The 22630-nt window shown below is 68.7% G+C and carries 16 protein-coding genes and 4 pseudogenes; 10 read left to right on the top strand and 10 right to left on the bottom strand.

All coding sequences use genetic code 11. The features are described 5' to 3' along the window. The first annotated feature begins 446 nt into the window (after positions 1-446). Positions 447-1709 (top strand): phosphatase PAP2 family protein, encoded by a 1263-nt coding sequence (locus ACNPQM_RS17250; protein WP_418084748.1) that lies wholly within the window; start codon positions 447-449, stop codon positions 1707-1709. Between the two features lie 345 nt (positions 1710-2054). Here ACNPQM_RS17250 and ACNPQM_RS17245 read toward each other — a convergent pair whose 3' ends face one another. Beyond that, on the bottom strand, positions 2055-3581 hold the full coding sequence (locus ACNPQM_RS17245) for an MFS transporter (protein ID WP_418084668.1): 1527 nt from the start codon (positions 3579-3581) through the stop codon (positions 2055-2057). 365 nt (positions 3582-3946) lie between these two features. On the opposite strand from ACNPQM_RS17245, the gene ACNPQM_RS17240 reads away from it, so the two are divergent. The 4 genes from ACNPQM_RS17240 to ACNPQM_RS17225 all read left to right on the top strand — a co-directional run bounded on the left by ACNPQM_RS17240 (position 3947) and on the right by ACNPQM_RS17225 (position 7746). Then, positions 3947-5146 carry an IS110 family transposase gene (locus ACNPQM_RS17240; RefSeq protein WP_418084667.1) on the top strand — a complete coding sequence of 400 codons (1200 nt, stop codon included), beginning with the start codon at positions 3947-3949 and terminating at the stop codon, positions 5144-5146. A gap of 129 nt (positions 5147-5275) precedes the next feature. Continuing rightward, positions 5276-6529 carry an IS256 family transposase gene (locus ACNPQM_RS17235; RefSeq protein ID WP_418084666.1) on the top strand — a complete coding sequence of 418 codons (1254 nt, stop codon included), beginning with the start codon at positions 5276-5278 and terminating at the stop codon, positions 6527-6529. Further along, positions 6526-7023, top strand: a complete 498-nt coding sequence (locus ACNPQM_RS17230; RefSeq protein WP_382911152.1) for an HAD domain-containing protein — start codon at positions 6526-6528, stop codon at positions 7021-7023. Before ACNPQM_RS17235 ends, ACNPQM_RS17230 begins: the two co-directional genes overlap by 4 nt. Positions 7024-7119: 96 nt before the next feature. Further along, the gene (locus ACNPQM_RS17225; protein WP_418084665.1) at positions 7120-7746 is read left to right on the top strand and encodes a hypothetical protein; all 627 of its coding nucleotides are present in this window, start codon (positions 7120-7122) and stop codon (positions 7744-7746) included. Between the two features lie 135 nt (positions 7747-7881). On the opposite strand, the gene ACNPQM_RS17220 is transcribed toward ACNPQM_RS17225, so the two are convergent. Continuing rightward, positions 7882-8304 carry a hypothetical protein gene (locus tag ACNPQM_RS17220; RefSeq protein WP_418084664.1) on the bottom strand — a complete coding sequence of 141 codons (423 nt, stop codon included), beginning with the start codon at positions 8302-8304 and terminating at the stop codon, positions 7882-7884. A gap of 456 nt (positions 8305-8760) precedes the next feature. Between ACNPQM_RS17220 and ACNPQM_RS17215 the strand changes: the two genes are divergently transcribed. Continuing rightward, the gene (locus ACNPQM_RS17215; RefSeq protein ID WP_418084663.1) at positions 8761-9114 is read left to right on the top strand and encodes an antibiotic biosynthesis monooxygenase family protein; all 354 of its coding nucleotides are present in this window, start codon (positions 8761-8763) and stop codon (positions 9112-9114) included. Positions 9115-9454: 340 nt separating this feature from the next. Here the strand turns inward: ACNPQM_RS17215 and ACNPQM_RS17210 are convergent, their stop codons facing one another. The 4 genes and pseudogenes from ACNPQM_RS17210 to ACNPQM_RS17195 form a co-directional block, all read right to left on the bottom strand. Then, on the bottom strand, positions 9455-11056 hold the full coding sequence (locus tag ACNPQM_RS17210; RefSeq protein ID WP_418084662.1) for a TROVE domain-containing protein: 1602 nt from the start codon (positions 11054-11056) through the stop codon (positions 9455-9457). 256 nt (positions 11057-11312) lie between these two features. Beyond that, positions 11313-11763, bottom strand: a pseudogene (locus ACNPQM_RS17205) (DUF6000 family protein); the annotation flags it as partial. 548 nt (positions 11764-12311) lie between these two features. Continuing rightward, positions 12312-14069: an ABC transporter ATP-binding protein gene (locus tag ACNPQM_RS17200; protein WP_418084661.1), complete on the bottom strand. Its 1758-nt coding sequence runs from the start codon at positions 14067-14069 to the stop codon at positions 12312-12314. Continuing rightward, the gene (locus ACNPQM_RS17195) at positions 14066-15802 is read right to left on the bottom strand and encodes an ABC transporter transmembrane domain-containing protein (protein WP_418084660.1); all 1737 of its coding nucleotides are present in this window, start codon (positions 15800-15802) and stop codon (positions 14066-14068) included. Before ACNPQM_RS17195 ends, ACNPQM_RS17200 begins: the two co-directional genes overlap by 4 nt. A gap of 222 nt (positions 15803-16024) precedes the next feature. On the opposite strand from ACNPQM_RS17195, the gene ACNPQM_RS17190 reads away from it, so the two are divergent. The 3 genes and pseudogenes from ACNPQM_RS17190 to ACNPQM_RS17180 form a co-directional block, all read left to right on the top strand. Further along, on the top strand, positions 16025-16936 hold the full coding sequence (locus ACNPQM_RS17190) for an IS630 family transposase (RefSeq protein ID WP_418084659.1): 912 nt from the start codon (positions 16025-16027) through the stop codon (positions 16934-16936). Between the two features lie 237 nt (positions 16937-17173). Further along, positions 17174-17383 (top strand): annotated as a pseudogene (locus ACNPQM_RS17185) (transposase); the annotation flags it as partial. Positions 17384-17405: 22 nt separating this feature from the next. Further along, a pseudogene (locus ACNPQM_RS17180) lies at positions 17406-17729 on the top strand (helix-turn-helix domain-containing protein); the annotation flags it as partial. Here ACNPQM_RS17180 and ACNPQM_RS17175 read toward each other — a convergent pair. The 3 genes and pseudogenes from ACNPQM_RS17175 to ACNPQM_RS17165 form a co-directional block, all read right to left on the bottom strand. Beyond that, positions 17665-18605: pseudogene (locus tag ACNPQM_RS17175) on the bottom strand (sugar kinase). The pseudogenes ACNPQM_RS17180 and ACNPQM_RS17175 overlap by 65 nt on opposite strands. A 71-nt stretch (positions 18606-18676) precedes the next feature. Continuing rightward, positions 18677-19546, bottom strand: coding sequence for an SMP-30/gluconolactonase/LRE family protein (locus ACNPQM_RS17170; RefSeq protein WP_418084658.1), 870 nt, complete (start codon positions 19544-19546; stop codon positions 18677-18679). Then, on the bottom strand, positions 19543-20190 hold the full coding sequence (locus tag ACNPQM_RS17165) for a bifunctional 4-hydroxy-2-oxoglutarate aldolase/2-dehydro-3-deoxy-phosphogluconate aldolase (protein WP_418084657.1): 648 nt from the start codon (positions 20188-20190) through the stop codon (positions 19543-19545). The genes ACNPQM_RS17170 and ACNPQM_RS17165 overlap by 4 nt, the downstream gene beginning before the upstream one ends. 756 nt (positions 20191-20946) lie before the next feature. Between ACNPQM_RS17165 and ACNPQM_RS17160 the strand changes: the two genes are divergently transcribed. Next, entirely contained in the window at positions 20947-22014 is a 1068-nt protein-coding gene (locus tag ACNPQM_RS17160; protein ID WP_418084747.1) for a PP2C family protein-serine/threonine phosphatase, read from the top strand. A gap of 59 nt (positions 22015-22073) precedes the next feature. On the opposite strand, the gene ACNPQM_RS17155 is transcribed toward ACNPQM_RS17160, so the two are convergent. Continuing rightward, positions 22074-22630: transposase family protein (locus tag ACNPQM_RS17155; protein WP_418084656.1), on the bottom strand; the 557-nt coding region annotated here is incomplete at its 5' end.

Raw genomic sequence — 22630 nt, 5'->3', positions numbered from 1 at the left:
TCACAAAGGGAGAGCTGATCGCTGTATTGGACGTGTTGACGGTATGCCAACACCTCCCCCCAGGGCGCCAGTTCACGGCCATTACATAAGCTTGAAGCACGCTGGGTAGCCCGTGTCACCCTCGACGCCTGCCAGGCGTTCGAGAGTTCCGTGGTCATTCCCGAGACGCTGGACCATCGAGCCAGGATCGACCGGTCTTCGCACCACCCGTGGCCATCGACCCATCCACACCACCCCGATAGCATGTTCGAACTCACGACGAGCGCCATCGCCCGTCCTTCACCGGAAATCCACGCATCCGGCACGAAGAGTGTCATTTACTAACATCTAACAAATCGGCCAAACAATTGATACCTAAAGCATCGCGGATTCTTTCACGAAGGAACAATAGAATTACGTTCGCCGTGTGGCGTCAACCACGGGCGATACTGTGGGCCACGGCGGCGGTGGTGACCCTCGGATTCCTCATCGCGTTGGAGATCGCCGCGCGTCGCTACGGCGTACCGGGACCGATCACCACCCAGGCGCAAGAGGTGGTATTCGCCCCCCAATCGGGATTCCTGCTGTACGCCAGCATGGGGCTGATGATGGTGGTGCTCACCTGGCGACAACGCTTCATCGCGGCCGGTGTCGCGATCGGCATCGACCTCACCTTCCTACTGGTGCGGTGGGCGGCCGACGTCAAAGTGACCGACGGTCACCCCTTCGGCAACGGCGCCTTGTGGGTGATTTTGGGCTATGCGGTCATCGCTCTCACGCGCCGCACGGGCCGGGAACGCATGTTGCTACTGAAGGGTGTCGGGCTGGGCCTGCTGCTGGTGACCGGCCGTAAGACTGGCGACACCTGGCTACTCATCACGTCGAAGACTCGCCCGGCGGTCCTCGACCAGTACGTGGCAGTCGCCGATCAGGCGTTGGGCAACCCGTCGTGGCTGGTTGGCCGGATCGTCAACGCCACTGGTCCGATCGGCACCCATTTTCTCGACTACGTCTACACTCTGCTTCCGGTGGCCGCGGTCGTCGTCACGGTGTACCAGCTACGCAGCGTGGCGGTCGAGCGTCGCTTCCCACGCCACCACCTGGTGCGCACCTTTCTGGTCATCGGCCTCCTCGGGCCGGGCATCTACATGATCTTCCCTGTGGTCGGGCCGATCTTCGCCTATGGCGCCGACGGCGGGCACTGGGCGGTGGCCAACCTGTGGCCGGACACGCCGCCGCCGATCAATACTCCGCACCACATGCCCTTCGACGAGATCACCCCACGCAACTGCATGCCCAGCCTGCACACCGCGTGGGCCACCGCGATCTTCATCCATTCCCGCAAGGGCCCACGGATTCTGCAATTCGCAGGCGCGGGCTGGCTTATTGCCACCCTCGGCGCGACGCTGGGCTTCGGATACCACTACGGCGCGGATATCGTTGCCGGCGTGGTGTTCACGTTTACGATCGAGGCAGCGCTGCGCTCGCTGGAATGCGGCTGGGACCGGTCAGGAATCCAGCTGGTCACCTACGGTGCAACGGTCTTCGCTGCACTCTTGGTGTCATATCGCTATCTGCCGATGGAGATGGCCGAACATCCGTGGGTGTTTGGACCACTTCTCCTTCTGGCGATGGCCTCAGTTGTCCACGGCTACGTACGGACCACCAAACTGTGGGAACCGACGGACGCACCAGCTCCGCAAACGCAACCGCAACCCGAACTGGTTTGAGTCACGTTGCATCAGAAGGCATGCGAGTGCCAGGTGCGACTCGTAGATCCCGTGACTGCGTCGTCGCCAACCAGTAGGCCCCGAGTAGCGCTTCAGACCCATTTGCCAGTGAAACGTCCGCCACGGGTGGCCACGGGATCTGGGATCCCACACTTCATGACCGGGCTGAGCGAGCGTTCCTTCGGAGAGCCGGCGACCGCTCTGCGCGGCGAAGGTTGCAACTCGGTCCGCAAGTGCGGGGCATGCATCCTTGGATCGGGTTGTCCGATGATGTCCGGATGATGTAGCTCCTGGTAGGGCAGCGATCGACCGAGATGAAGCTATTCATGCCAGGAGCAGGGGGCGTCACCCCGCTGGCGAGCCCGGCGGGGACCCCGGCTTCTTCGCGTCGGCCTCGCAGCGCACAGCGCTGTCCCGTGACGTGACCGTCGAAAGCGGCGCAGCGATCTGTTCCAGCGACTTCTGTTCTGCGGCCACCGCGAAGAAGACGGCCACCAGGCCCGCGATCACCATCAGGGCCGCCCCCACACAGAACGCGAGAGCGGCATTCCCGACGACTCCACTCTGCGTCAGGCCCGCGAAGAGCAGGGGGCCGGAGATACCGCCGGCCGCCGTCCCGATCGCGTAGAAGAAGGCGATCGCCAGGGCCCGTGTCTCCATCGGGAAGATCTCACTGACCGTGAGGTAGGCCGAACTCGCACCCGCCGACGCGAAGAAGAGGACGACGCACCAGCACAGCGTCATCGTGATGGCGTCGAGCCGTCCGGCATCGAACAGCCAGGCAGTAAGGAACAGCAGCACTCCGGAGAGGATGTAGGTCCCCGCGATCATCGGCCGGCGGCCCCAGGTGTCGAAGAGACGTCCCAGGAACAGTGGGCCCAGGAAGTTGCAGAACGCGATGACGGCGAAGAAGTAGCCGGTTGTTCCGGTGGAGACGTCGAAGAATGTGACCAGGATGGAGCCGAAGCCGAAAGTGATCGCGTTGTAGAGGAACGCCTGTCCGACGAAGAGCGCGAAGCCGAGCGTCGCACGCTTGGGATAGTCACGGAAGACGGTCTTCCCGATCTCGATGAAGCCGACGCGGCGTCGCTTTTCGACAGTGATCTCGCTTTCCGCCTCCGGGAGCGGGCGGCCCGTCTCCTCCTCGATTTCCCTTTCCACATCGTCGACGATCTTCTCCGCTTCCTCGGACTGTCCGTGGATGAACATCCACCGCGGGCTCTCCGGCACATGACGGCGTACGAGAAGGATGGCCAGTCCCAGAACGACGCCCAGGGCGAACGTCAGCCGCCAGCCGACATCCTTGGGGAAGATGTCGGTATCGAGTGCGAGGACCGACAGGAGAGCACCTCCCATCGCACCCAGCCAGTAACTGCCATTGATGATCAGGTCGACGCGGCCCCGGAACCTGCTGGAGATCAGCTCGTCGATGGCGGAGTTGATGGCCGCGTATTCGCCGCCGATACCGAACCCGGTCAGAAAACGAAAGAGGAAGAACCACCAGACGGAGAAGGAGATGGAGGTGAGCGCGGTCGCCGCGAGGTAGACGGTGAGAGTGATCAGAAAGAGCTTCTTACGGCCGTAACGGTCCGTGAGCCAGCCGAAGAAAAGAGCGCCGGAGCAGGCGCCCGCCACGTAGAACGCTGCCGCGACCCCCGTGACCTGGGCACTGCTGATCGGCAGGCCGCTGCCGGCTTCGGAGAGCCGGCCGGCGATGTTCCCGACGACGGTAACTTCCAGGCCGTCGAGGATCCAGACGGTGCCCAGGCCGATCACAATCATCCAGTGCCATCGCGACCACGGCAGGCGGTCCAGTCTCGCGGGGACCTTCGTCGTGACCGTTCCGGCGACTGCTTCTCCGCCTCGGCTCATGGGACTCTGCCTCCTGAGAGGATGGCCTGCGTCGCCGCCCTTGGCGCCGAGGCCGGCCACCCCGGGTCCAAGCGGATAAACAGCATCATGTAGCGAAGCCCTGCTGGGGAGGCGCGCCGGTTGACGTGCAGAGGGGTACACCCGATCAGGTCCTGTCCGAAGAGCGTCCGCGCGGCAGCCGCCGCTGCCGTGCCGGCCCTCCGGCAGCTACTGAAGCGACCGCAGCCCAAGTGATGCGACAGGGTGCGTGCCAGCGTCGGCTTGCGCGCACCGGGCAAGCCGTTGACCAGGACGACGGGGGGTGGGCTCATGCCACGGCCGCTCGGGCGTTTGACGAGCTGTCCGCGTTCGAAGCGAGCGCCGGCGTGGACCAGTGGGCCTCAGGGCTGCATCAGCCAACGTTCGCCAAGCAGCGCATCAAGGACGACGCGGGCGGTTTCCGCCAGCTGCTTGCCCTGCTCGCTGAAGCCGGTGACTGCGCTCAAGCCCCGATACCGGTCGCGGTGGAGACCGCCCGCGGCCTGCTGTTCGCGTGCCTGCGCACCACCGGCCGCAAGGTGTACTCGATCAACCCGATGGCCGTGGCACGCTACCGCGAGCGGCACCGCAGCGCCCGCGCGAAGTCCGACCACGCCGACGCGATGACACTGGCCAACATCCTGCGGACCGACGCCGACGTGCACCGGCCCCTGCCCGCCGACTCCGAACTGGTACGGGCGATCGCCGTTCTCGCCCGCGCCCAGCAGGACACGGTGTGGAACCGAGCCCAGCTCAACAACCAGCTGCGCTCGCACCTCAAGCAGTACTATCCGGCCGCCCTCGCTGCGTTCGCCGTCCGCGGCGTGGGCCTGGACTCCCGGGAGGCCCGCGTGGTCCTCGCCGTGGCACCCGACCCGCACACCGCCGCCCGCTTGACCCGTGCCCAACTGCGGTCCGCCCTGCGCAGATCCGGACGGCAGCGGAACATCGAGGTCTGGGCGGAACGGCTGCGTACCATTTTCACCGGCGACTACCTGCACCAGCCGTCGCTCATCGAGCAGGCGATGGGGCGGCAAACCCTCGCGCTGGTGGCCCAGTTGGATGCCGCCTGCCGGGCGGCCGACGACCTCGCCGAGGCTGCGGCCGAGGCGTTCGCCACGCATCCGGACGCCGAAATCCTGGGCAGCTTCCCCGGGATCGGGCCGCTCACCGGCGCACGCGTTCTGGCCGAGATCGGTGACGACCGCACCCGCTTCGCCGATGCCCGCGCCCTGAAGGCGTATGCCGGCTCGGCGCCGGTCACCATCGCCAGCGGCAAGAGCCACCTCGTGCGCCACCGGCGGGTGAAGAACCAGCGGCTGGCCGCCGCAGGCTACGTATGGATCTTCGGGGCACTGCCCTCCCCACAGGTCAAGGCCGAACACGACCGACGCCGGGACCTTGGGGACCGGCACACCGCCGCCATGCGCAACGTCGTCAACCGCTTCCTGGGGTGCCTCTACCACTGCCTGCAGACCGGGCAGAAGTTCGATCCCGGCAAGGCGTTCCCCACCACGTCCACGGCGCCGGTGACGCTCGCAGCTTGACTTCTTACCAAGCTCGGATGTCTGTGGATCGGTTTCGGGAGGGCACGCAGAGGGCGTACCTTCCCGAATGATCCTTTGATGGTCACCGAGTAGGCCCGCGTTCGCAGCGCGGGTCGGGAAGGCACGCCCGTGCTCAGCGTAGTCACCGACGACGGTTCCACCGAGTTCGGTTCCCTGATCGACGAGATCGTTCGCGAGGGGGCCCGGCGGACGCTTGCCGCCGCACTGGAGGCTGAAGTCAACCAGTACATAGCCAAGTTGGCTGCCGAGACGGACGCGGCCGGGCGTATCCTGGTGGTCCGCAACGGCCGCCACCGGCCCCGCACCGTGGCCACCGCCGCAGGTCCGGTCGAGGTCACGGCCCCGCGCGTGAACGACAAGCGGGTCGACGCGGCCACCGGGGAGCGGATGCGGTTCTCCTCGAAAATCCTGCCGCCGTGGTGCCGCAAGTCGCCCAAGGTCAGCAAGGTACTGCCGCTGCTCTACCTGCACGGCCTGTCCTCAGGCAACTTCGTGCACGCGCTGGAGCAGTTCCTCGGCTCGGCAGCCGGCCTGTCGCCGGCCACCGTGACCCGGCTGACGAAGCAGTGGCAGGACGACCATGCCTCCTTCCAGCAGCGCGACCTGTCCGACAGCGACTACGTGTACGTGTGGGCCGATGGCGTACACCCCAAGGTCCGGCTCGGGCAGGCACACTCCTGCGTCCTGGTCCTGATGGGAGTGCGGCTGGACGGCACCAAGGAACTGATCGCGCTCGCCGAGGGGCTGCGCGAGTCCACCGAGTCGTGGGCCGACCTGTTGCGCGACTGCCGCCGCCGGGGCATGCGCGATCCCGAGCTCGTCGTCGGCGACGGCGCGATGGGGCTGTGGAAGGCGCTCGCCGAGGTGTTCCCGGCTGCCCGGCACCAGCGCTGCTGGGTCCACAAGGCCCGGAATGTCACGAACGCTCTGCCGAAGTCCGCACAACCAGGCGCAACGAAGGCGATGCAGGAGATCTACAACGCCGAGGACCGGGCGCATGCCGAGAAGGCGATCGAGGCGTTCGCGAAGACCTACGGCGCGAAATGGCCCAAGGCCGTGGCGAAGATCACCGAGGACCGGGAGGAGCTGCTGGCGTTCTACGACTTCCCGGCCGAGCACTGGATCCACCTGCGGACCACGAACCCGATCGAGTCGACGTTCTCCACGGTCAAGCTCCGCACCAAGGTCACCCGCGGCGCCGGCAGCCCCGCCGCAGCCCTCGCGATGGTCTTCAAACTCGTCGAATCCGCTCAGAACCGCTGGCGCGCGGTCAGAGGAGCTCACCTCGTCGCCCTGGTCCGTGCGGGCGTCACGTTCGAAAACGGCGTCCTGGTCGAGCGCGAGGAGGCCAGTGCAGCATGACCCATCAGGTGAAATGCCCGCTGCTGTTCCTCGATGTGGACGGGCCACTTCTTCCGTTCGGCCGGGGCCCGCAGCGCGAGCCGAAAGACGCAGGCCCCCACCCTCACCTGGCGCGACTCAACCCCGAGGTGGGGATTCGGCTGGCGGCGCTGCCGTGCGAACTGATCTGGGCCACAACCTGGGAGGACGAGGCGAACGCCGAGGTGGCACCCCGGATCGGGCTGCCGAGGCTGCCAGTCGTGAACTGGCCGGAGTCATCCGCCGAGCATGAACACGAGGACCAGTGGTTCGGACTTCACTGGAAGACCCGGACCCTGGTGAAATGGGCGGTCGGCCGCTCGTTCGTCTGGGTCGACGACGAGATCACCGACGCTGATCGCGACTGGGTATCCATGCACCATCACGGCCAAGCCCTCCTCCATCAGGTCGACTCCTCCCGAGGACTCGACGACGCGGACTTCACCGTCCTCGATGCGTGGCTACGAGCCAGGTGAGTCGCCCGTGATCCGACGCATACTCTAGTGCCGGTCTGGTTGATCACTGGCATATGCTCCGCGTGCCCGCATGCGAGGCAGACCAAGGGGGCGTTCATGAGTGATTCCTGGAGTGCCGGTTCGGAGACCAGGGGCGGGGACTGGGCGGGCGAGGAGTCAGGAGGGACGCCGTTTCCAGAAAACGTGAGCGGTCCGCCTGACGGCGGGGCCGGGCTGTGGCGCATGCTGTCGTGCCTGGGGATCGTCGTACTTGTCCTGGCAGTGCTGGCCGGAGGGATCGTCTGGCTGTTCCAGGATGAACTGTTCCACCCGTTCGGCGACGTCCGGGCATGCGAGGGAAGCGACGTGCAGTTGCCGGGCGTGATCCGCGCCGGGGGTGCATCGATACCCGCTGGCGCCTCCGACGTCCACTACTTCACCCGGAACGGCAGCGCTGTGGTCACCTTCGTGAGTAACCAGATGCCGGACTACCTTCACCGCGCGGGCATCCTCCTCGACGGCGAACCTCTGTTCGATGAGAGGTATGGCACCAAAGGGGTTGCTGACGATGAGATCGATCTCCCGGATGGTCTGTGCGGCCCTTCCCTGCAGGGTCCCGTATGGATCTACCAATCCACCAGCACCACCGGGTCCAGCGTCAGCGTCATGGTCGAGCGCTCTCCTACGGTCAACGATTACTTCCGAGTCCCCGCCCGCGCTGTGGTCACCTACAACCTTTTCTAACGCGAGCGGTGGAAAGTTGACCGTCTACTAAATAGTCCTCCGGTCGACCAGCAGGAGCGAAAAAGCCAACGGCGCTGATTGGTTCAGGCGCCGTGGGCATGGAAGACCGTGGTGGTCGCGGGCGTCCTCGGACCGTCACTTCGGCGCCGTGTCCGTGCAACTCTCCGTAACCTTCATCACGTTGAAGATCACCGGGAATTCGGTGATCTGCTGGTTCGATCCCGGCTGGGAGTTGCAGATCTTCCACGCAGCCGGGTCGTCCACAGGACGGCCCTGTCCGCTCGCGTCCTTGAAGGTCATGTCGAATTCGGAGCTCATCTGCTCGTACGCGCGCCCGGCGTTGCCGCCGATGACATCGGGCATGGTGGCGGCGACGGGCGCAGGGTTTGCCGAACGACGCGTCTCGGCGGACTGTGAGCCTGTCGGCGTGCTTGCCGGGAAATCCGGCACGGACGACGCGCCACAGGCGGTGACTGAGGCCAGGAGTGTGGCGGCGAGGGCGGGTCTCAGAAGCTTGGTGCGGGCCATGTATCCCCCGAGTGTGATGGTGGTTCGCAACAGTATTCACGGTGAGAACAAGAGAAGGCACCGCTTTCTTGATCAACTCTAATCCGGTGGCCGTGCCCGATCACAGCTCGGCGGGCGGAACAGCTCGGGACGAGTGATCGCGGCGGGTGTGTTCCCTGCGAGCTCTGCCCCGACCACCAAAGACGCAGCATCGACAGCCAGCTCATCCGCAGCCTCCTGCAGCACGCCCGCCAGCAGGGCCGGACCTCACTCAGGACGTCCTTGCCGTCAACCAGAGAGCCCAGGTCCTCTACCGGCGACTGGGCCTGCATGAGTTCACCTGGCACGGCGAGAACAACATCAAGATCAGGATGTCCACCAAGTCGTCTCAGCCCGGCGCGATCCACAGATCTTGACAATGACTCTTGACCACGGGCCGGATCCCTTATGCATCCCGTTCATGAAAGACGCTGGATCGTTGGGCGCATCCCGCCTTACGGTGGCGCCATGAGCAATCTTTCGGAAGCGCCTGCCACGCCCGTCGAGGCCTTTGAACCCCCCTACTACGTGGCTGTCTTCACTACGGTGCGAACCCAGGACCAGAGCGGCTACAGCGAGACCAACGCACGCATGGAAGACCTGGTGAAGGACGTCCCCGGGTTCCTGGGGATGGATCACGCGCAGACTCCTGGCGGGCTGGGCATCACCGTCGGGTACTTCCGCGACGCCGACGCCCTCGCGGAGTGGCGGAGCAACGCCGAGCACCGCGCGGCGCAAAAGCGCGGGCAAGCCGAGTGGTACCAGAACTACACACTGCATGTGGCGAAAGTGGAACGGAGCCACGGATTCACGCGAGCGTAAGTCCCGCAGAGCCTGACAGCAGCCTGACCGACCGAAGTCACAAGCCGGCATCGAGCAGGCCGGCGTGCCCCTCGCGAGTCCGATCCAGCGCTGCATCTGAGAACCTTCGTCCTGTTGCGACGTGACGCACCGTTTGGATCCTGGTCCGGCAAGCGCCGTCCCGCCAGGCTGTCCGGGTGGCAGAACGGTTCGCGGTGTTCGGTTCTGCGGCCCTTGCTTATCGAGGCCAGCGTGCGGGGGGGCGATGGCCTCTGCTGGCGCGCCAGTGGCGTAGACGTCCCGGCAGGTCTCCCACACATCCGGCCCGACCGTCCGAATCTTCTACGCCGTGCCTTTCGGATCAGGCCAGCTCAGCGGTCCACGGCCAAGCGGCCTCGCGGCTGGCCTCGATGAGTCCGACCATCCGGAACGCGGCGTCCGTGAGGCCGCCGAAGGTGTGCCGGTGGGGGCCCGTGGGGCCGTGGGCGGGCCGGTACCCCGCCAGGTTCCACGTGTAAACCGGGATGTCGGCCGGAACCGGTTCGGCCGGCCCGCCGAGGTCGTAGGGGGCGGCCTGCTCGTCGGTGACGATCAGGACCCGGTCGTGCTCCCGGTAATGGGTCCGCACCGCCTTCGTGGTGTAGGTGCCTCCGAGGCTGTGGAACCGTTTCAGCACCTCGAGCACCGGCTCGCCCGGCTCAAACGGCACCGCTGCGCTCCTCCAGCCGAACTCCACCAGATCCGCCTGCTCGGCACGCATGGCGAGCGCGGTGCCGAACACGGCCGCCGCGTCCGCCCGAGTCAGCTTGGACCGCTCGGAGACGGTGTCCCAGAACATGGAGTCGGACCGGTCCACCAGGATCAGAGTCCGGCCGGGCAGGGGCGGTACGTTGGCCAGGGAGTGGCCCAGTGCCCGTTCCAGCGCGGCCGCCCAGCGCTGCGACGGCGCGTGCTGATGGGCAGCCAGGTAGCGGAAGGGGAACTGCCGGGACCGGGCGACCTCGGAGGCGTCCGAGAGCCGTGCGGCAACCCGGGCCGCGACTTCGTCCGAGACCCCCGCCTCGTCGAAGTTCCGCAGGTTCCGCAGGAGCGCCATCGGCGCCATCGTGGGGATCACGGCATCCCAGACGGCGGCGTCCATCGGTCCGTGGAGCCAGCCCGCCAGGGCCTCCCACGTCATGCCCGCAGCGGCCAGCCGCTCGGGGCCGCCCGGCCCGGTCACCACCACCCGCCGCTCGTCCGCAGCCGACTCCATCAGGGCCCGGTGGGCGGTCAGCAGGTGATCGGAGGCCGGCGGAACCGCCTGCTCCGGGTGGTGCCGGCGGTCCAGGGCGTACCGGAAGAGCGCGCCCTGCCAGGGCTTGTCCGGGTCGGGGAAGGCGTGCACCAGGTTGAGCACGTCGCCGAAGCGGAAGCCCTTGGACGCGGTGTCGTACTTGAGCAGGGACCGGGAGGTGTACAGCCGACGTACGCCATCGGCGATGCCCCGCTTCACGGGCTGCGGCACGTTCCGCCCGTAGACCGAGATCCAGTGGGCGAGCAGCTCGCCGGGCTCGTCGGCGCGCTGGAGCACCGAGTCGATCACGGACCGGTTGGACGGGCCTCCGGACGCCCTGGCCTCGAGCCGGGCCCGCACGTACGCGGCGGCGCCCACCAGGGACGCCGTGCGCATGTTGCCCTCGCTGCGAAGCCAGCGCAGCAGGCCGGCCGTCCACACGGGGTCCTGGACAGCGAGTTCAGCGACGAGACGGGCGTACCGGTCGTCCCGCGCCTCACCGCTCTCGTAAAAGGTCCGCTGGGAGACGAAGTTGCCGACCGCAAGGAGGAAAAGCTCCTCGCGGGGCTCCCGGACGAAGGCCGGGCCGCCCTCGTAGGTGCGGAAGTCCGGCCTGGTGGGCCCGTGATGGAACCGTGGTGGGGGCAGGGAGCGGGCGGCCACCGAGACGTGCGGGGCCACGAGCATCTCGGGCCAGATCTTGGAGACGCGTGGGGTGTAACGAGGCAGCGAATCCCCCCGGATTCAAAGGATTGGACGGCCCCGGCCAAAAGGTCCGACGGGGCGGAGACGCCCGCGCCTGCCGAGATCAAAGGGGCGGCGGCATCACTTGGTTGTCAGAAGGAAGTAGCCGCAGCCGAGCGCATCGGAGGCGCGGTCGCGATGCCAACCTACAAGGGCCACCGGGCCACACACCAGCGATTAAACGCAGGCCCGTTTTCCGTTATCTCGCTTCGGCGCATTCGTCGACGAAGGCGCAGAGCCGACCAATCAGACTCAGGTAGGTGGCGGGGTCCGTGGTGTGCTGCATGTGGTTGCCACAAGCCACCCAAGCCCAGGAAACGCGCGGCTTGGTCGCCTCCGAGATGCAGGTCGATGAACACGAGAGCGCCCATGGCCACGGTCTGGTCGTATGCGAGGTCGGGGCGGCGAAGACAGCGATCAAGGTAGGCGACGAGCAGATCAGCGTCGCGCCGCGTGCCGAAACTGGCCAGGGTCAGGCAATAGGCCAGCCCAGCACAGCAGACCTCGCTGGCCAGCAGGAGCTCCCCGAGGCGCTCACGGAACTCGGTCCGGCGGGAGACGGCCACGAGCCATGCGGCAGTCCTCCGCTGCTCCCGCCAACCGCTCTCCAGGAGGGTGGCGATCTCGTGCGCGGTGATGAGTCCAGCGTCTACCTCTGACCTCAGAAGCCGTATCTCAACCGAACGTGAGCGCTTGATTTCTGCTGGTCAGGCATGGTCTAGCTCGGAATGAGGGAGTCATCCGGTGTCTTGTTTCCGCTCCATGAGCGAGGGGTGCGCGATGGCGTCGGTGCTGGGAATGCTGGAGGAGCGGGAGACAGCTGCCCGTGTGCGGGTGGAAGGGCTGCGGGTGGAAGTCGCCCGGTTGGCTGGGGTGTTGGAGGCCGCCGAGATCGAGCTGGACCGGCGGGTGATCGCGCGGGAAGAGCTGGTCGAAGCCCTGGCAGCGTCGGCTGCCGAGACCACCGCCGTGACCGAGGCCGAGGCGGAGCAGGAAACCGCGCCCTCGCCCGCGCCGGTGCTCGCGGTCCCGCCCCGCCACCAGTGCGGCCACCGCCCGCAGCCGCAGGGCTTCCTGCGCCGACGGCGACAGAGGCCGCGCGTCCCCCACCAGATCGCTCACACCCCACCAACGGCCCAGAACCCGAACCGTTTCGGATCAATACTGGTCGAGAGAGGTCGAGAGGGGTGGGGCGCGCTCAGGCGCCGTGCCAGGACTTCCACAGCGCGGCGTACCCGCCGTCGGCCGCCAACAGCTCTTCGTGACTGCCCAATTCGGTCACCCGGCCGCCGTCCATGACCGCGACCCGGTCCGCGTCGTGGGCGGTGTGCAGGCGGTGGGCGATGGCGATCACGGTGCGTTCCTTGAGCACAGCCGCCAGCGAGCGCTCGGTGTGCCGGGCCGTGGTCGGGTCGAGCAGGGAGGTGGCCTCGTCCAGGATCAGCGTGTGCGGATCGGCCAGGACCACCCGGGCCAGGGCGAGTTGCTGGGCCTGCTGGGCGTCCAGACGGAGCCCACCGGCACCGAGTTCGGTGTCCAGCCCGTCCGACAGCTCGTCCACCCAGTCGATATCGACGGCGGCCAGCACCGCGTGCAGGTCCTGGTCGGTCGCGGCGGGCGCGGCGATCAGGAGGTTGTCCCGGACGGTGCCGAGGAAGACGTGATGCTCCTGGGAGACCAGGACGACGTGTCGGCGCAACTGGGCCGGGTCGAGCTCGGCGACAGGCACCTGCCCCACCGTCACCCGTCCGGTGCGGGGCGTCTCCGCCCCGGCCAGCAGCCGGCCCAGAGTGGACTTGCCGGCTCCGGACGGGCCGACGACCGCCAGCCGCTCGCCCGGACGGACGGTGAGGTCGACGCCGTGCAGGACGTCCCGCTCGCCCTGGTAGGCGTACCGGACGTCGACCACGTCGATCCGGTCGTCCTCGGGCCGGCCGCCGCCGGTCACGGCCGGGGCGTCCACCTGGCCGATGCCCTCGACTCGGGCGAAGGAGGCGTTGCTGCGCTGGAGTTGGTCGAGCCAGAGCAGGACCTTGTCCAGCGGCTCGGAGAGCTTCCAGGAGTAGAGAGCACAGGCGACCACCGCGCCGGTGGTGACCGCGCCGGTGTCGCGCAGGGCGGCGCCGAGCAGCAGGATGCCGGCGACCGGGGCGATGTACGAGAACTCGACCACGGGAAAGAGCACGGTGCGCAGGTTGAGGGTGTAGGTACGGGTGACCCGGCAGTGCTCGACCGCCTCGGCCGCGGCGGCGATCCGGCGGCCCTGGAGGCCCAGGGCCTCGACGGTGCGGGCCCCTGTCGCGGTGGAGGTGAGGATCTCGATCAGCGCGGAGTTGGCGGCGCCTTCGGCGAGGTAACCCGCGTGTGCACGGTGCAGGTACCAGCGGGTGGCGAACCAGATCCCGGAGAGGCAGAGCAACCCGCAGATGCCGAGCAGCGGGTTGACCGCGAGCATGGCGACCAGGATCAGGAGGATCTGGACGAGCGCCACGGAGACCTCCGGCCCGGCGTCGCGCAGGGTGGTGCCGACGCTGGCGACGTCGGCGGTGCCGCGCGTCAGCAGGTCACCGGCGCCGGCGCGTTCGGCCACCGAAGCGGGCAGGGCGAGGGAGCTGTCGACGAACCGCTCTCGGATCCGCGCCAGAGTCCGCTCGCCAAAGCGGTGAGCGGCGTAGCGGGCGAAGCGGCCGAGGAGCAGCTGCGCGAGCGCGAAGCAGAGGATGCCGAGGGCGAGTCGGTCGACGTGTCCGATCCCGGCGCCGCCCCGGACGTCGTCGATGATCCGGCCCAGCAGCCAGGGGCCGCCCAGACCGGCGGCCGCGGCCAGTCCGTTGAGGGTCAGCATCGCGGCGACCGCACGGCCATCCTGCCCCATCAGACGCACGGCGGCCCGGCGGACCTCGGCGGGACCGGCGATCGGGAGCCGCCCGGGGGCGGTCTCGGTCTGAGCAGTCATCGGACGGCCTCCTCGGCGGGCGTGGACTCGGTGGCGGTTTCGCCGCGGGCCACCAGCGCGCGGTAGCCGGGCTCTGATGCGAGCAGCTCCTGGTGCGGGCCGGCCGCCGCCAGACGGCCGTCGACGAGGTAGCAGACGGTGTCGGCCTGCTCCAGGAGGACGGGGGAGGTCGAGGTGAGGGCGGTGGTGCGCCCGGTCCGCGCCCGGCGCAGCCCAGCGGCCATGGCGGCCTCGGTGTGGGCGTCCACGGCGGAGGTGGGCTCGACCAGCAGGAGCACCTCCGGGTCCGCCAGCAGGGCACGGACCAGCCGCAGCCGCTGGCGCTGACCGCCGGAGAGGTTGCTGCCCTGGGCCTGGATCATGGTGTCCAGGCCATCGGGCAGTGCCTGCACGATGTCCTCCGCCGCGGCGTCTCTGACGGCCTGGGCGATGGACGGGCCGGTGTGCTCGGACCGGCCGCCGACCACGGTGCGCAGCGTGCCGGAGAAGAAGTCTGCGTCGTTGTCCGCCACCACGATCCGGCTGCGGATCTCGGCCAGGGCGACCTCGGCGAGCGGCACGCCGCCCCAGGTCGCAGCGGACGCGCTGTACCGGCCGAGCCGGTCGACCACGGCCGCGGAATCGGCCGGGCGAGCGCTCACGATCGCGGTCAGCCGGCCCGGGACCAGTTCCACACCGGTGTCGCCGTCGTACAGGGCTGATGGCTCGTCATGGGTCGGCCGAAGTGTTGCGGCGTCTTCGAAGGCGGGCTTCAGGTCGAGCATCCGGACCACCCGTCGAGCGGCCACCAGACCCCTGGTGAGGTCGTATCCGCCCTCGATGAAGTTGGAGACCGGTACCACCAGGACGGCGACGTAGCCGTAGACGGCGACCAGCGTGCCGATCGTGATGGTGCCCTCGGCGGCCATCCGGGCGGCCAGCCAGGTCACCAAACCGAGGAAGAGGGCGGGCAGGCCGACCGAGAGCGCTTGGATCCAGCTGGTCACCGCGCCGACCCGGTAGCCCTCGGCCTGCAGGTCCTGCGATCCGCGCAGGTAGCGGCCGGCCAGCATCTCCTTACCGCCGATGCCGTTGAGTACGCGCATGCCGCCGACGATGTCCCCGAGCCGGGCGGTCAGCGCCCCCTGCTGCTCGCGATACTTGGACTCCGCGCGCTGGAGGCGTTCCAGCAGCGGCCCGACCACGACCGCGAGCAACGGCACCCCCAGCAGGACCACGAGGGCGAGCGGGACGGAGACCGACAGCAGCAGCGCGGCCGCCACCAGGTACGCGACGACAGCGCCGACGCCCGGGCCGGTAATCGTCAGTGTCTGGCTCATCTGCGCGACGTCGCCCACACCGATGCTGGCCACCTCGCCGGCCGTCACCTTTCGGGGCAGTTCGGCACCCAGCCGAGTGGAGTGCGCGACCACGACCTTGATGGTCCGGAAGGTAGCGTCCATCCGGACCCGTGTCATGATGCGGTGGCGCATGATGCCGAGCCATGCGTTGAGCAGCGCGGCGCCGACCAGTGCGGCCACCCAGCCGACCAGGACGCCGGTCTTCCCCCGCTGGAGCCCGTCGTCGATCGCACGCTGCATGAGGTACGGCGGCAGCAGGAGGCAGACCATCCAGAGGGTGCCGATCACCGCACCACCCGTCACCCGTCGGCGCTGACTCATGGTCAGCCACCACAGGTAACGCGCAGCACTTCGGTGATCCGGGGTTCCCGGGTCGGCATACGAATCCGTCATGAGTGAAACCCTAACCGTCTTTCCTGGGCCTTATTTGATCAGAAACGGTTCGGGTTCTGGGTCGTTGGTGGGGTATGTGCGATCTGGTGGGGGACGCGCGGCCTCTGTCGCCGTCGGCGCAGGAAGCCCTGCGGCTGCGGGCGGTGGCCGCACTGGTGGCGGGGCGGGACCGCGAGGACGTGGCGGCGGTGTTCGGGTGTCGCTGAAGGCGGTCGACATCTGGTGGACGAAGTGGCAGCCGGCGGGCAGGAGGCACTGGTCATGCGCCCGCGCGGCAAGCCGGTCGGGGTGCACCAGGTGCTCGGGGAGGCCGAGCAGGCCGCCGTGCGGCAGGCGGTCCTCGATCACCGGCCCTGTGACATGGGGTTGAGTGGGCAGTTGTGGACGCGGAGGCTGGTGGGAGAGTTGATCGCGAAGCTGTACCGGGTGCGGCTGACCGAGGTGGGGGTGGGCAAGTACCTCAAACGGTGGGGGCTTTCCTTCCAGCGCCCCTACAAGCGGGCCGCCGAGCAGGACCCTGAGGCCGTGGCGCGCTGGCACGAGGAGACCTGGCCGAAGATCCGCGTGAAGGCGAGGAAAGACGGCGGTGAGATCCTCTTCGCCGACCCAGTCGGCATCCGCTCCGACCAGGTCACCGGCCGCACCTGGGGCGAGAAGGGCAGAACACCCGTGGTGCGGCGGAGCGGGAACCGGTTCTCGGTCAACGCGATGTCGGCGATCAGCACCAAGGGCCGGATACACTTCATGGTCTTCACCGAGAGCTTCACCGCCGAGGTGATGTGCCGCTTCCTGGACCGGCTCGCCGGCCACTTCGACCACAAGGTCCATCTCGTGGTCGACGGACACCCCGCCCACCGCTCCAAGAAGGTCCGCGACTGGCTCGCCGCCCACCCCGACGACGTCAAGCTGCACTTCCTGCCCCCATACTCGCCCGAGCTCAACCCCGACGAACTGGTCAACGCCGACTTCAAACACAGCCTGCCCAAACAGCACCGAGCCCGGAATCAGGCCGAACTCGCCGCGGAGACACGCCCCTTCTTCTACAGACGCCAGCGCCAGCCACACATCGTCCGCGGCTACTTCGGCGGCCCACACGTCCGCTACATCCTGGACGAGAACCCAATGAGTTTCTGATCAATAAGGGCGTGTTCCTCCTGTTCGCTTGGATAGTTGGTGATTCTTCGGTGTGTGGATGAGGGGCCCTTGAGGCCGGTGAGACGAGTGTCTTCAGAGCGCTCTTCTGGAGTGACGGGCGGGACGGAATATGTCCTGGGACTGCCTCATCCCAAGACGGGAGGGCGCATCGGCTTTGCTCCCGCTCTCGGCATCGCACGCCTGGGCACGTGCCGCTCCAAGCAGTACGTCCAGAACATGACCGAACGCCGCCCGTATCCGAGTGATCTGTCCGATGCCCGCTGGGGGTTGATCGAACCGGTCCTTGCAGCCTGGCGTCTCGAGCGCCGCAGCAGGGCCCTGAGCATCGGCCGCCCGCCCGAGCACGATCTGCGTACCATCCTGGACGCCATCCTCTACGTGGACCGCACCGGAGTGCAGTGGCGCTACCTCCCTCACGACTTCCCGCCCTGTAGCCCCGTTCACCGGACTGAGCCCGCGCCTGTTCAGCAAGCTGGTGATCGTGCTGCGGAGCAACGGCGCGGACAGGGCCTGCAGGGGCCGGCCGTGGAGCCTTCCGCGGGAGGACAGGGCGCTGCTCGTCGCGGCCTACTGGCGGACGGACTTGACGATGCGGCAGATCGCTCCGCTGTTCGGCATTTCGAAGTCTGCAGCCCACCGGATCATCGATGACCTCCGGCCGATGCTCGCGCTCCAGCCCCGTAAGCGGTTTGCCGAGGACGCCGTACTCATCGTGGACGGCACCCTGGTGCCCACCCTCGACCACGCCATCGCCGCGCAGTCGAAGAACTACAGCAGGCACGGTCCGGCAGTAGGCCGTGGTCGCCGACGACCCGCAGCGTGGCGCCTGCCGTGAGATGCCCCAGTCGCAGCGCCCGTACGGTGTCCTCGCCGCGCAGCAGCCCGGCAAGGAACCCGGCCGCGAACGCGTCACCGGCGCCCACCGGTTCGACAGCCTCGACCCGCGGCGCGGGCACGGTGTGGACCCGGGAGCCGTCGAAGGCGCGGCCGCTCGCCCCGCCGTCCTTGACGACGAGGATGCGCGGTTCCGGCAGCAGGTCCCGCACGGCACAGGCGTCGGCCAGTCTGCCTCCCCACAAGGCCTGGGCCTCGTCGAGGCCGACGAACGTGATGTCCGCCCGGCCGGGCGAGCCCGAGCAGGATGGAGGCCGCCGTACCGTCCGTCCACAGGGCGGCCCGGTGGTTGACGTCGAAGCTGACGGAGCAGGGGCGTTCACCGATCGCGGGCTCCAGCAGCGCGGTGAGCACATCCCGGCAGCCCGCCGAGAGCGCCGGGGTGATGCCGCTGAGGTGGACGAGCGCGGCGGTGCACACGGCATCGTCGTCCAGAGGTCCGGGGTCAGGGCAGAGGCGGCGGAGCCGCGGCGGTAGTAGTGGACCCGGGTGCCGTCGACGCCGGGGTCTTTGACGAGCAGTCCGGTCGGGCGGTGCCGGTCAGTGCGTACGCCGCTGGTGTCGACGCCGGACGTGGCCACTTCGGCGCAGATCCGGCGTCCGAACGGGTCGTCACCGAGCGCGAAGCCCCAGCGGGCGGGCACCCCGTGGTCGGCGAGGTACATCGCCACATTGGACTCGGCGCCTGCGATCCGGACCCCGAGCAGAACCGGCCGTCCAGTGGGGCGACGGGTTCCGGGACCAGCGCGGCCATGGTCTCACCGATACAGGTCACCGGTCCCGGGGCGGGCCGCCAGTGGGTTTCCCGGAACGCGTGGATCGCGGTCACTCGGCCGTCCCGGGGCGGTAGGCGGAATGCGGCAGGCCGGGCACCCCGACGCGCACGGCGAAGACCGCACCGTCCAGCGGTCCGGGTGCGGCAAGGCCGTGCCGGGCGCTGGTGACGTACAGGGTGTCCCCGTCGAGGCACAACCCGGCGGGCTGCGTCACGGGGAGCCTGATCTGCTGGTCCAGGGTGCCGTCGGCGCGGTAGCGGTGGACGGCGCCAGCGCCCCAGACCGCGGTCCACAGGGCTCCCTCAGCGTCCACCGTCATGCCGTCGGGGCAGCCGCGGTCGAACACGGCGAAGGTGTCCGGCGTACCCGGCAGCCCGGTGCCGGGGTCGACCGGGTAGCGGCGGATGACCCCCTTCACACTGTCGGCGAGGTACATCACGGTGCCGTCCGCGCTGAACGCGGGGCCGTTGGGTCCAGTGAGGCCGTCCAGCACCCGGATCACCGTGCCGTCATAGTCGATACGGTACAGGGAGCCCGCGCCGTCCTCGGCGCTGTAGGCCATGCTGCCGGCCCAGAATCTGCCGAACGGATCGGCGGTCGCGTCGTTCATCCGCATGGCCGACGCAGCCCCGTCCTCCAGGCGTGAGAGCCACTCGGTCCGCCCGTCCGAAAGGATCAGGCAGACACCCGTTCCGGCGGCCGCGATCCAGGTGCCCGGGCGTCCGTGGACGCGGGCGACCGCCCCCAGGGGTACGGACAGCCTGGCGAGTTGCGTCAGCGGAGCCGTACGGTCCGCCGGTCCGGCCAGCAGCCGTCCGGTGAGGATGTCTACGAGGACGATGCCGCCGTCGACCGCGCGTATCCCTTCCCCGAGCCCGAGCCGGTCCTGCCAGCACACGGCCGGTGTGCCGACGGTCATCGCGTGGGATCCGCGGAAGCGCTGGCACATACGGCGTCGCGGAAGGCACGGACCCGCTCGCGGAGCGCGTCGAGGCTGCCGCCGTCGGCCGCGTCGCCGATCAGCGGCGAGCCGACGCCCACCGCGGTGGCGCCGTGCGCGAGATAGGTACTGGCCGCGTCGGCGTCCACTCCCCCGGCCGGCACGAACGGCGCGTCCGGGAACGGGCCGTGCAGCGCCTTCAGATATCCGGGGCCGCCGGCCTGCGCCGCGGGAAATATCTTGAACGCGTCCGCACCGAGCCGCTGCGCCGCAACGATGTCGCTCGGGGTCATCACCCCCGCGAGCACCGGCAGCCCGAGGCGCTTGGCCTCCGTGACGGCCTCACAGACGGCTGGAGTGACGACGAAGTCGGCTCCCGCGTCACGTACCGCCTGTGCGTGCTGTGCCGTCAGGACGTTGCCCGCGCCGAGCGGAGCACCAGAGCCGAGGGCGGCGCGGGCCCGGCGAATGACGTCGAGTGTGTCCTTGCCGCTGAGGGAGACCTCGATGAGCGGGAAGTGCTCCTCGGCCAGGGTCAGTACGGTCCTGAGTGCGGCGTCCGCGTCGTCGCCGCGCACGATGGCGACGATCCGGTGGGTGCGCAGCGCAGTCAGCAGGTCCACGTGCGAATTCCCTTCCCTGTCCGTATTGCTGGAAGCGATAGCCGGGCTCGGCGTGAGCAGGTAGTCGATCATTGCACGACCCCCGTCGCTGCGAATCCGGCGGCCGAGCGGAAGTCCGCGCAGTCGACGGACTCGGGGCCGTCGGCCCGCTGCCAGGGCCGGGCCCAGGCATCGCCGTGGTCGGGTGTGCCGCCTACGGTCGGTACGCATTCCTCCAGCCCACCGGCGTCGGCGAATGCTCGGACCGCACGCCGACAGCAGCGCGCTGAGCGGACTCGGCCGACGGCCGCCACCCCCGGTCCGGCAGTCACCGACCTTCCCCAGCGGGCCGGAGCACCGCCTCGCCACCCGGGTGAGGAGACTCCGTCCTCCGGGAGCCGGTGCCGCCCACCACTCACACCTGCGGACGCACCACCGCCACCTCCCGGCGGGCCGACCCCGCACAACGGTCCTGACATGCCATGGGCTGGAGCAATGGTCGGCCCAAAGCCCCGCAGCGCAGCAAGATGGACCTCTTGACCACCTCATGTGCCAGGAGTCCCGCGTGTACAGGCTGTGTGAGTGGAGCCACCAGAACCGCCGTCCGCGTGCAGGCCACACAGTAGCTTCGTCCTGCGACCGGGCAGCCTCCGTGCTCGCGTCGCTCACTCCGCGACGAAGTGAGCGGTGAGGCGGCCAGGCCGCCCCGGGGCGGCGAGCGGATCGGCAGCACGGCCTGGCGGTGGGGGCCCGCAGGTGCCGGCCGTGCCCGCCTGGATGCGCTGGCTGCCCGCCTTCTACGTCGCGGGGGTCCTGGCGCTCGAACCCATTACGCCCGTGGAGTGGCCGGTGAGTTTCATGCTCATCGCCCTCCCCGTGATCGCCGCCTTCGCCCACGGCCCCGCTGCCGTCGCCGCCATCACCGTGTTCGCGATCGCCTTCGAAGCGGTGCTGGCCGGCACCCCGTGCTGCGCGGGCCGCCAGGTGGAATACGTGTGGGAGCGCCACTACGTGGCCGCCTACCTGTGCACCGCTCTGCTGGGCGTTCTCGGAACAATCCTGGCTGCCCACCGCGTGCGCCGGGAACGCACCCTCGCCACCGTGCGTTTCGTGGCCGAGATCGCGCAGCGTGTCCTGCTCAGCCCGGTCCCTCACCGCATCGGCCCCATTCTGGTGGAAGACCTCTACCTGTCCGCCGCCGCGGAAGCACGCATCGGCGGTGACCTGTACGAGGCCGTCCCCACCACGTACGGACTCCGCCTCGTCATCGGCGACGTCCGGGGCAAGGGACTCCCTGCCGTCGAGACGGCCGCCACCCTCCTAGGCGCCTTTCGCGAGGCCGCCCACGACGAACCCGACCTCGCCGCCGTTGCCCGCCGGGCGGAGACGAGCATGACTCGCAGGGCCGCCCGCATGGCCGGAAACGACGTGGGTGAACGCTTCGTCACTGCTGTCTTCGCGGAGATCCCCCGCCAGCACGTGGTCCGCATCGTCAACTGCGGCCACCCCCCGCCCCTCCTCATCCGCTCCGACGAGGTCACCGAGCTGGAGACGGCCGACCCCGCACCGCCCCTCAACCTCGGCATGCTCCTCACGGAGGCGTACCGCGTCGACGAATACCCCTTCCGCCCCGGCGACCAGTTGCTGTTCTACACCGACGGCGTCACAGAAACACGCGACCCCACCGGGGCCTTCTACCCGCTCCGCCAACGTGTCCTCTCCTGGGGCCCCCTCCAGCCCCGGGAACTCCTCGATCGCCTCCATCACGATCTCCTCACTTACAGCAACAACCGCCTCGACGACGACACCGCGGCCCTCGCCGTGTACCACCTGCCGGACGACTAACGACCTTGGGAGCGATTGAGGTCGGGGCATGTTCGCCTGACGAGTCGGCTGGTGGGTGATCAGCAGGCGGCCTGCCGGGCGAGCACGAGTTCGGTGCCGGGCTTGCGTCGCGTGGGCCTGCGGGCGGAGCGGTCGGAGACCAGTCCGACGATGGCGAGGTGGGTCTCCGTGTAGGTCTCGCGGCGGCCGGTGAACCGCTGCAGGGGCCGCCACTGCTTGTACTCGGCGTTGGTGTGCTCGACATGGATCCGTGCCGAGGACTGCCGGCGACGTCGCTCGCGCCAGGCGTGGTGTTCGCCCAGTGGGGCGTCGTCCTTGGGCTTCTTCGGTGGGGCGTCGACCTGGTCAGGAAACTCGTTGGCCAGCCCACGGTAGCCCTCGTCGACCTTGGCCTTGACATCGGGGTACTGACGGAACTGTTCGGCGATGCCCTCGCTGCGCACGGCGGTCTGGTCGTGCATGCGACCGGGCCGGACCACACCGCTGAACAGGGTGCGGCCCTGGCCGTCGCTGAAGGTCGTGGTTTTGATCGTGTTCTGCTTCTTCTTGCCGGACACGAAGGCCTTGCGGCCCGGACGACCCGCTTTCGGGCGGCGGACCTGGACCTCGGTGCCGT

It is taken from the genome of Streptomyces sp. NPDC056231 (genome assembly GCF_048270745.1).
Classification (GTDB): domain Bacteria; phylum Actinomycetota; class Actinomycetes; order Streptomycetales; family Streptomycetaceae; genus Streptomyces.
Note: the sequence above shows the minus strand (reverse complement) of the source record. Positions and strands in the feature narration are given on the sequence as shown.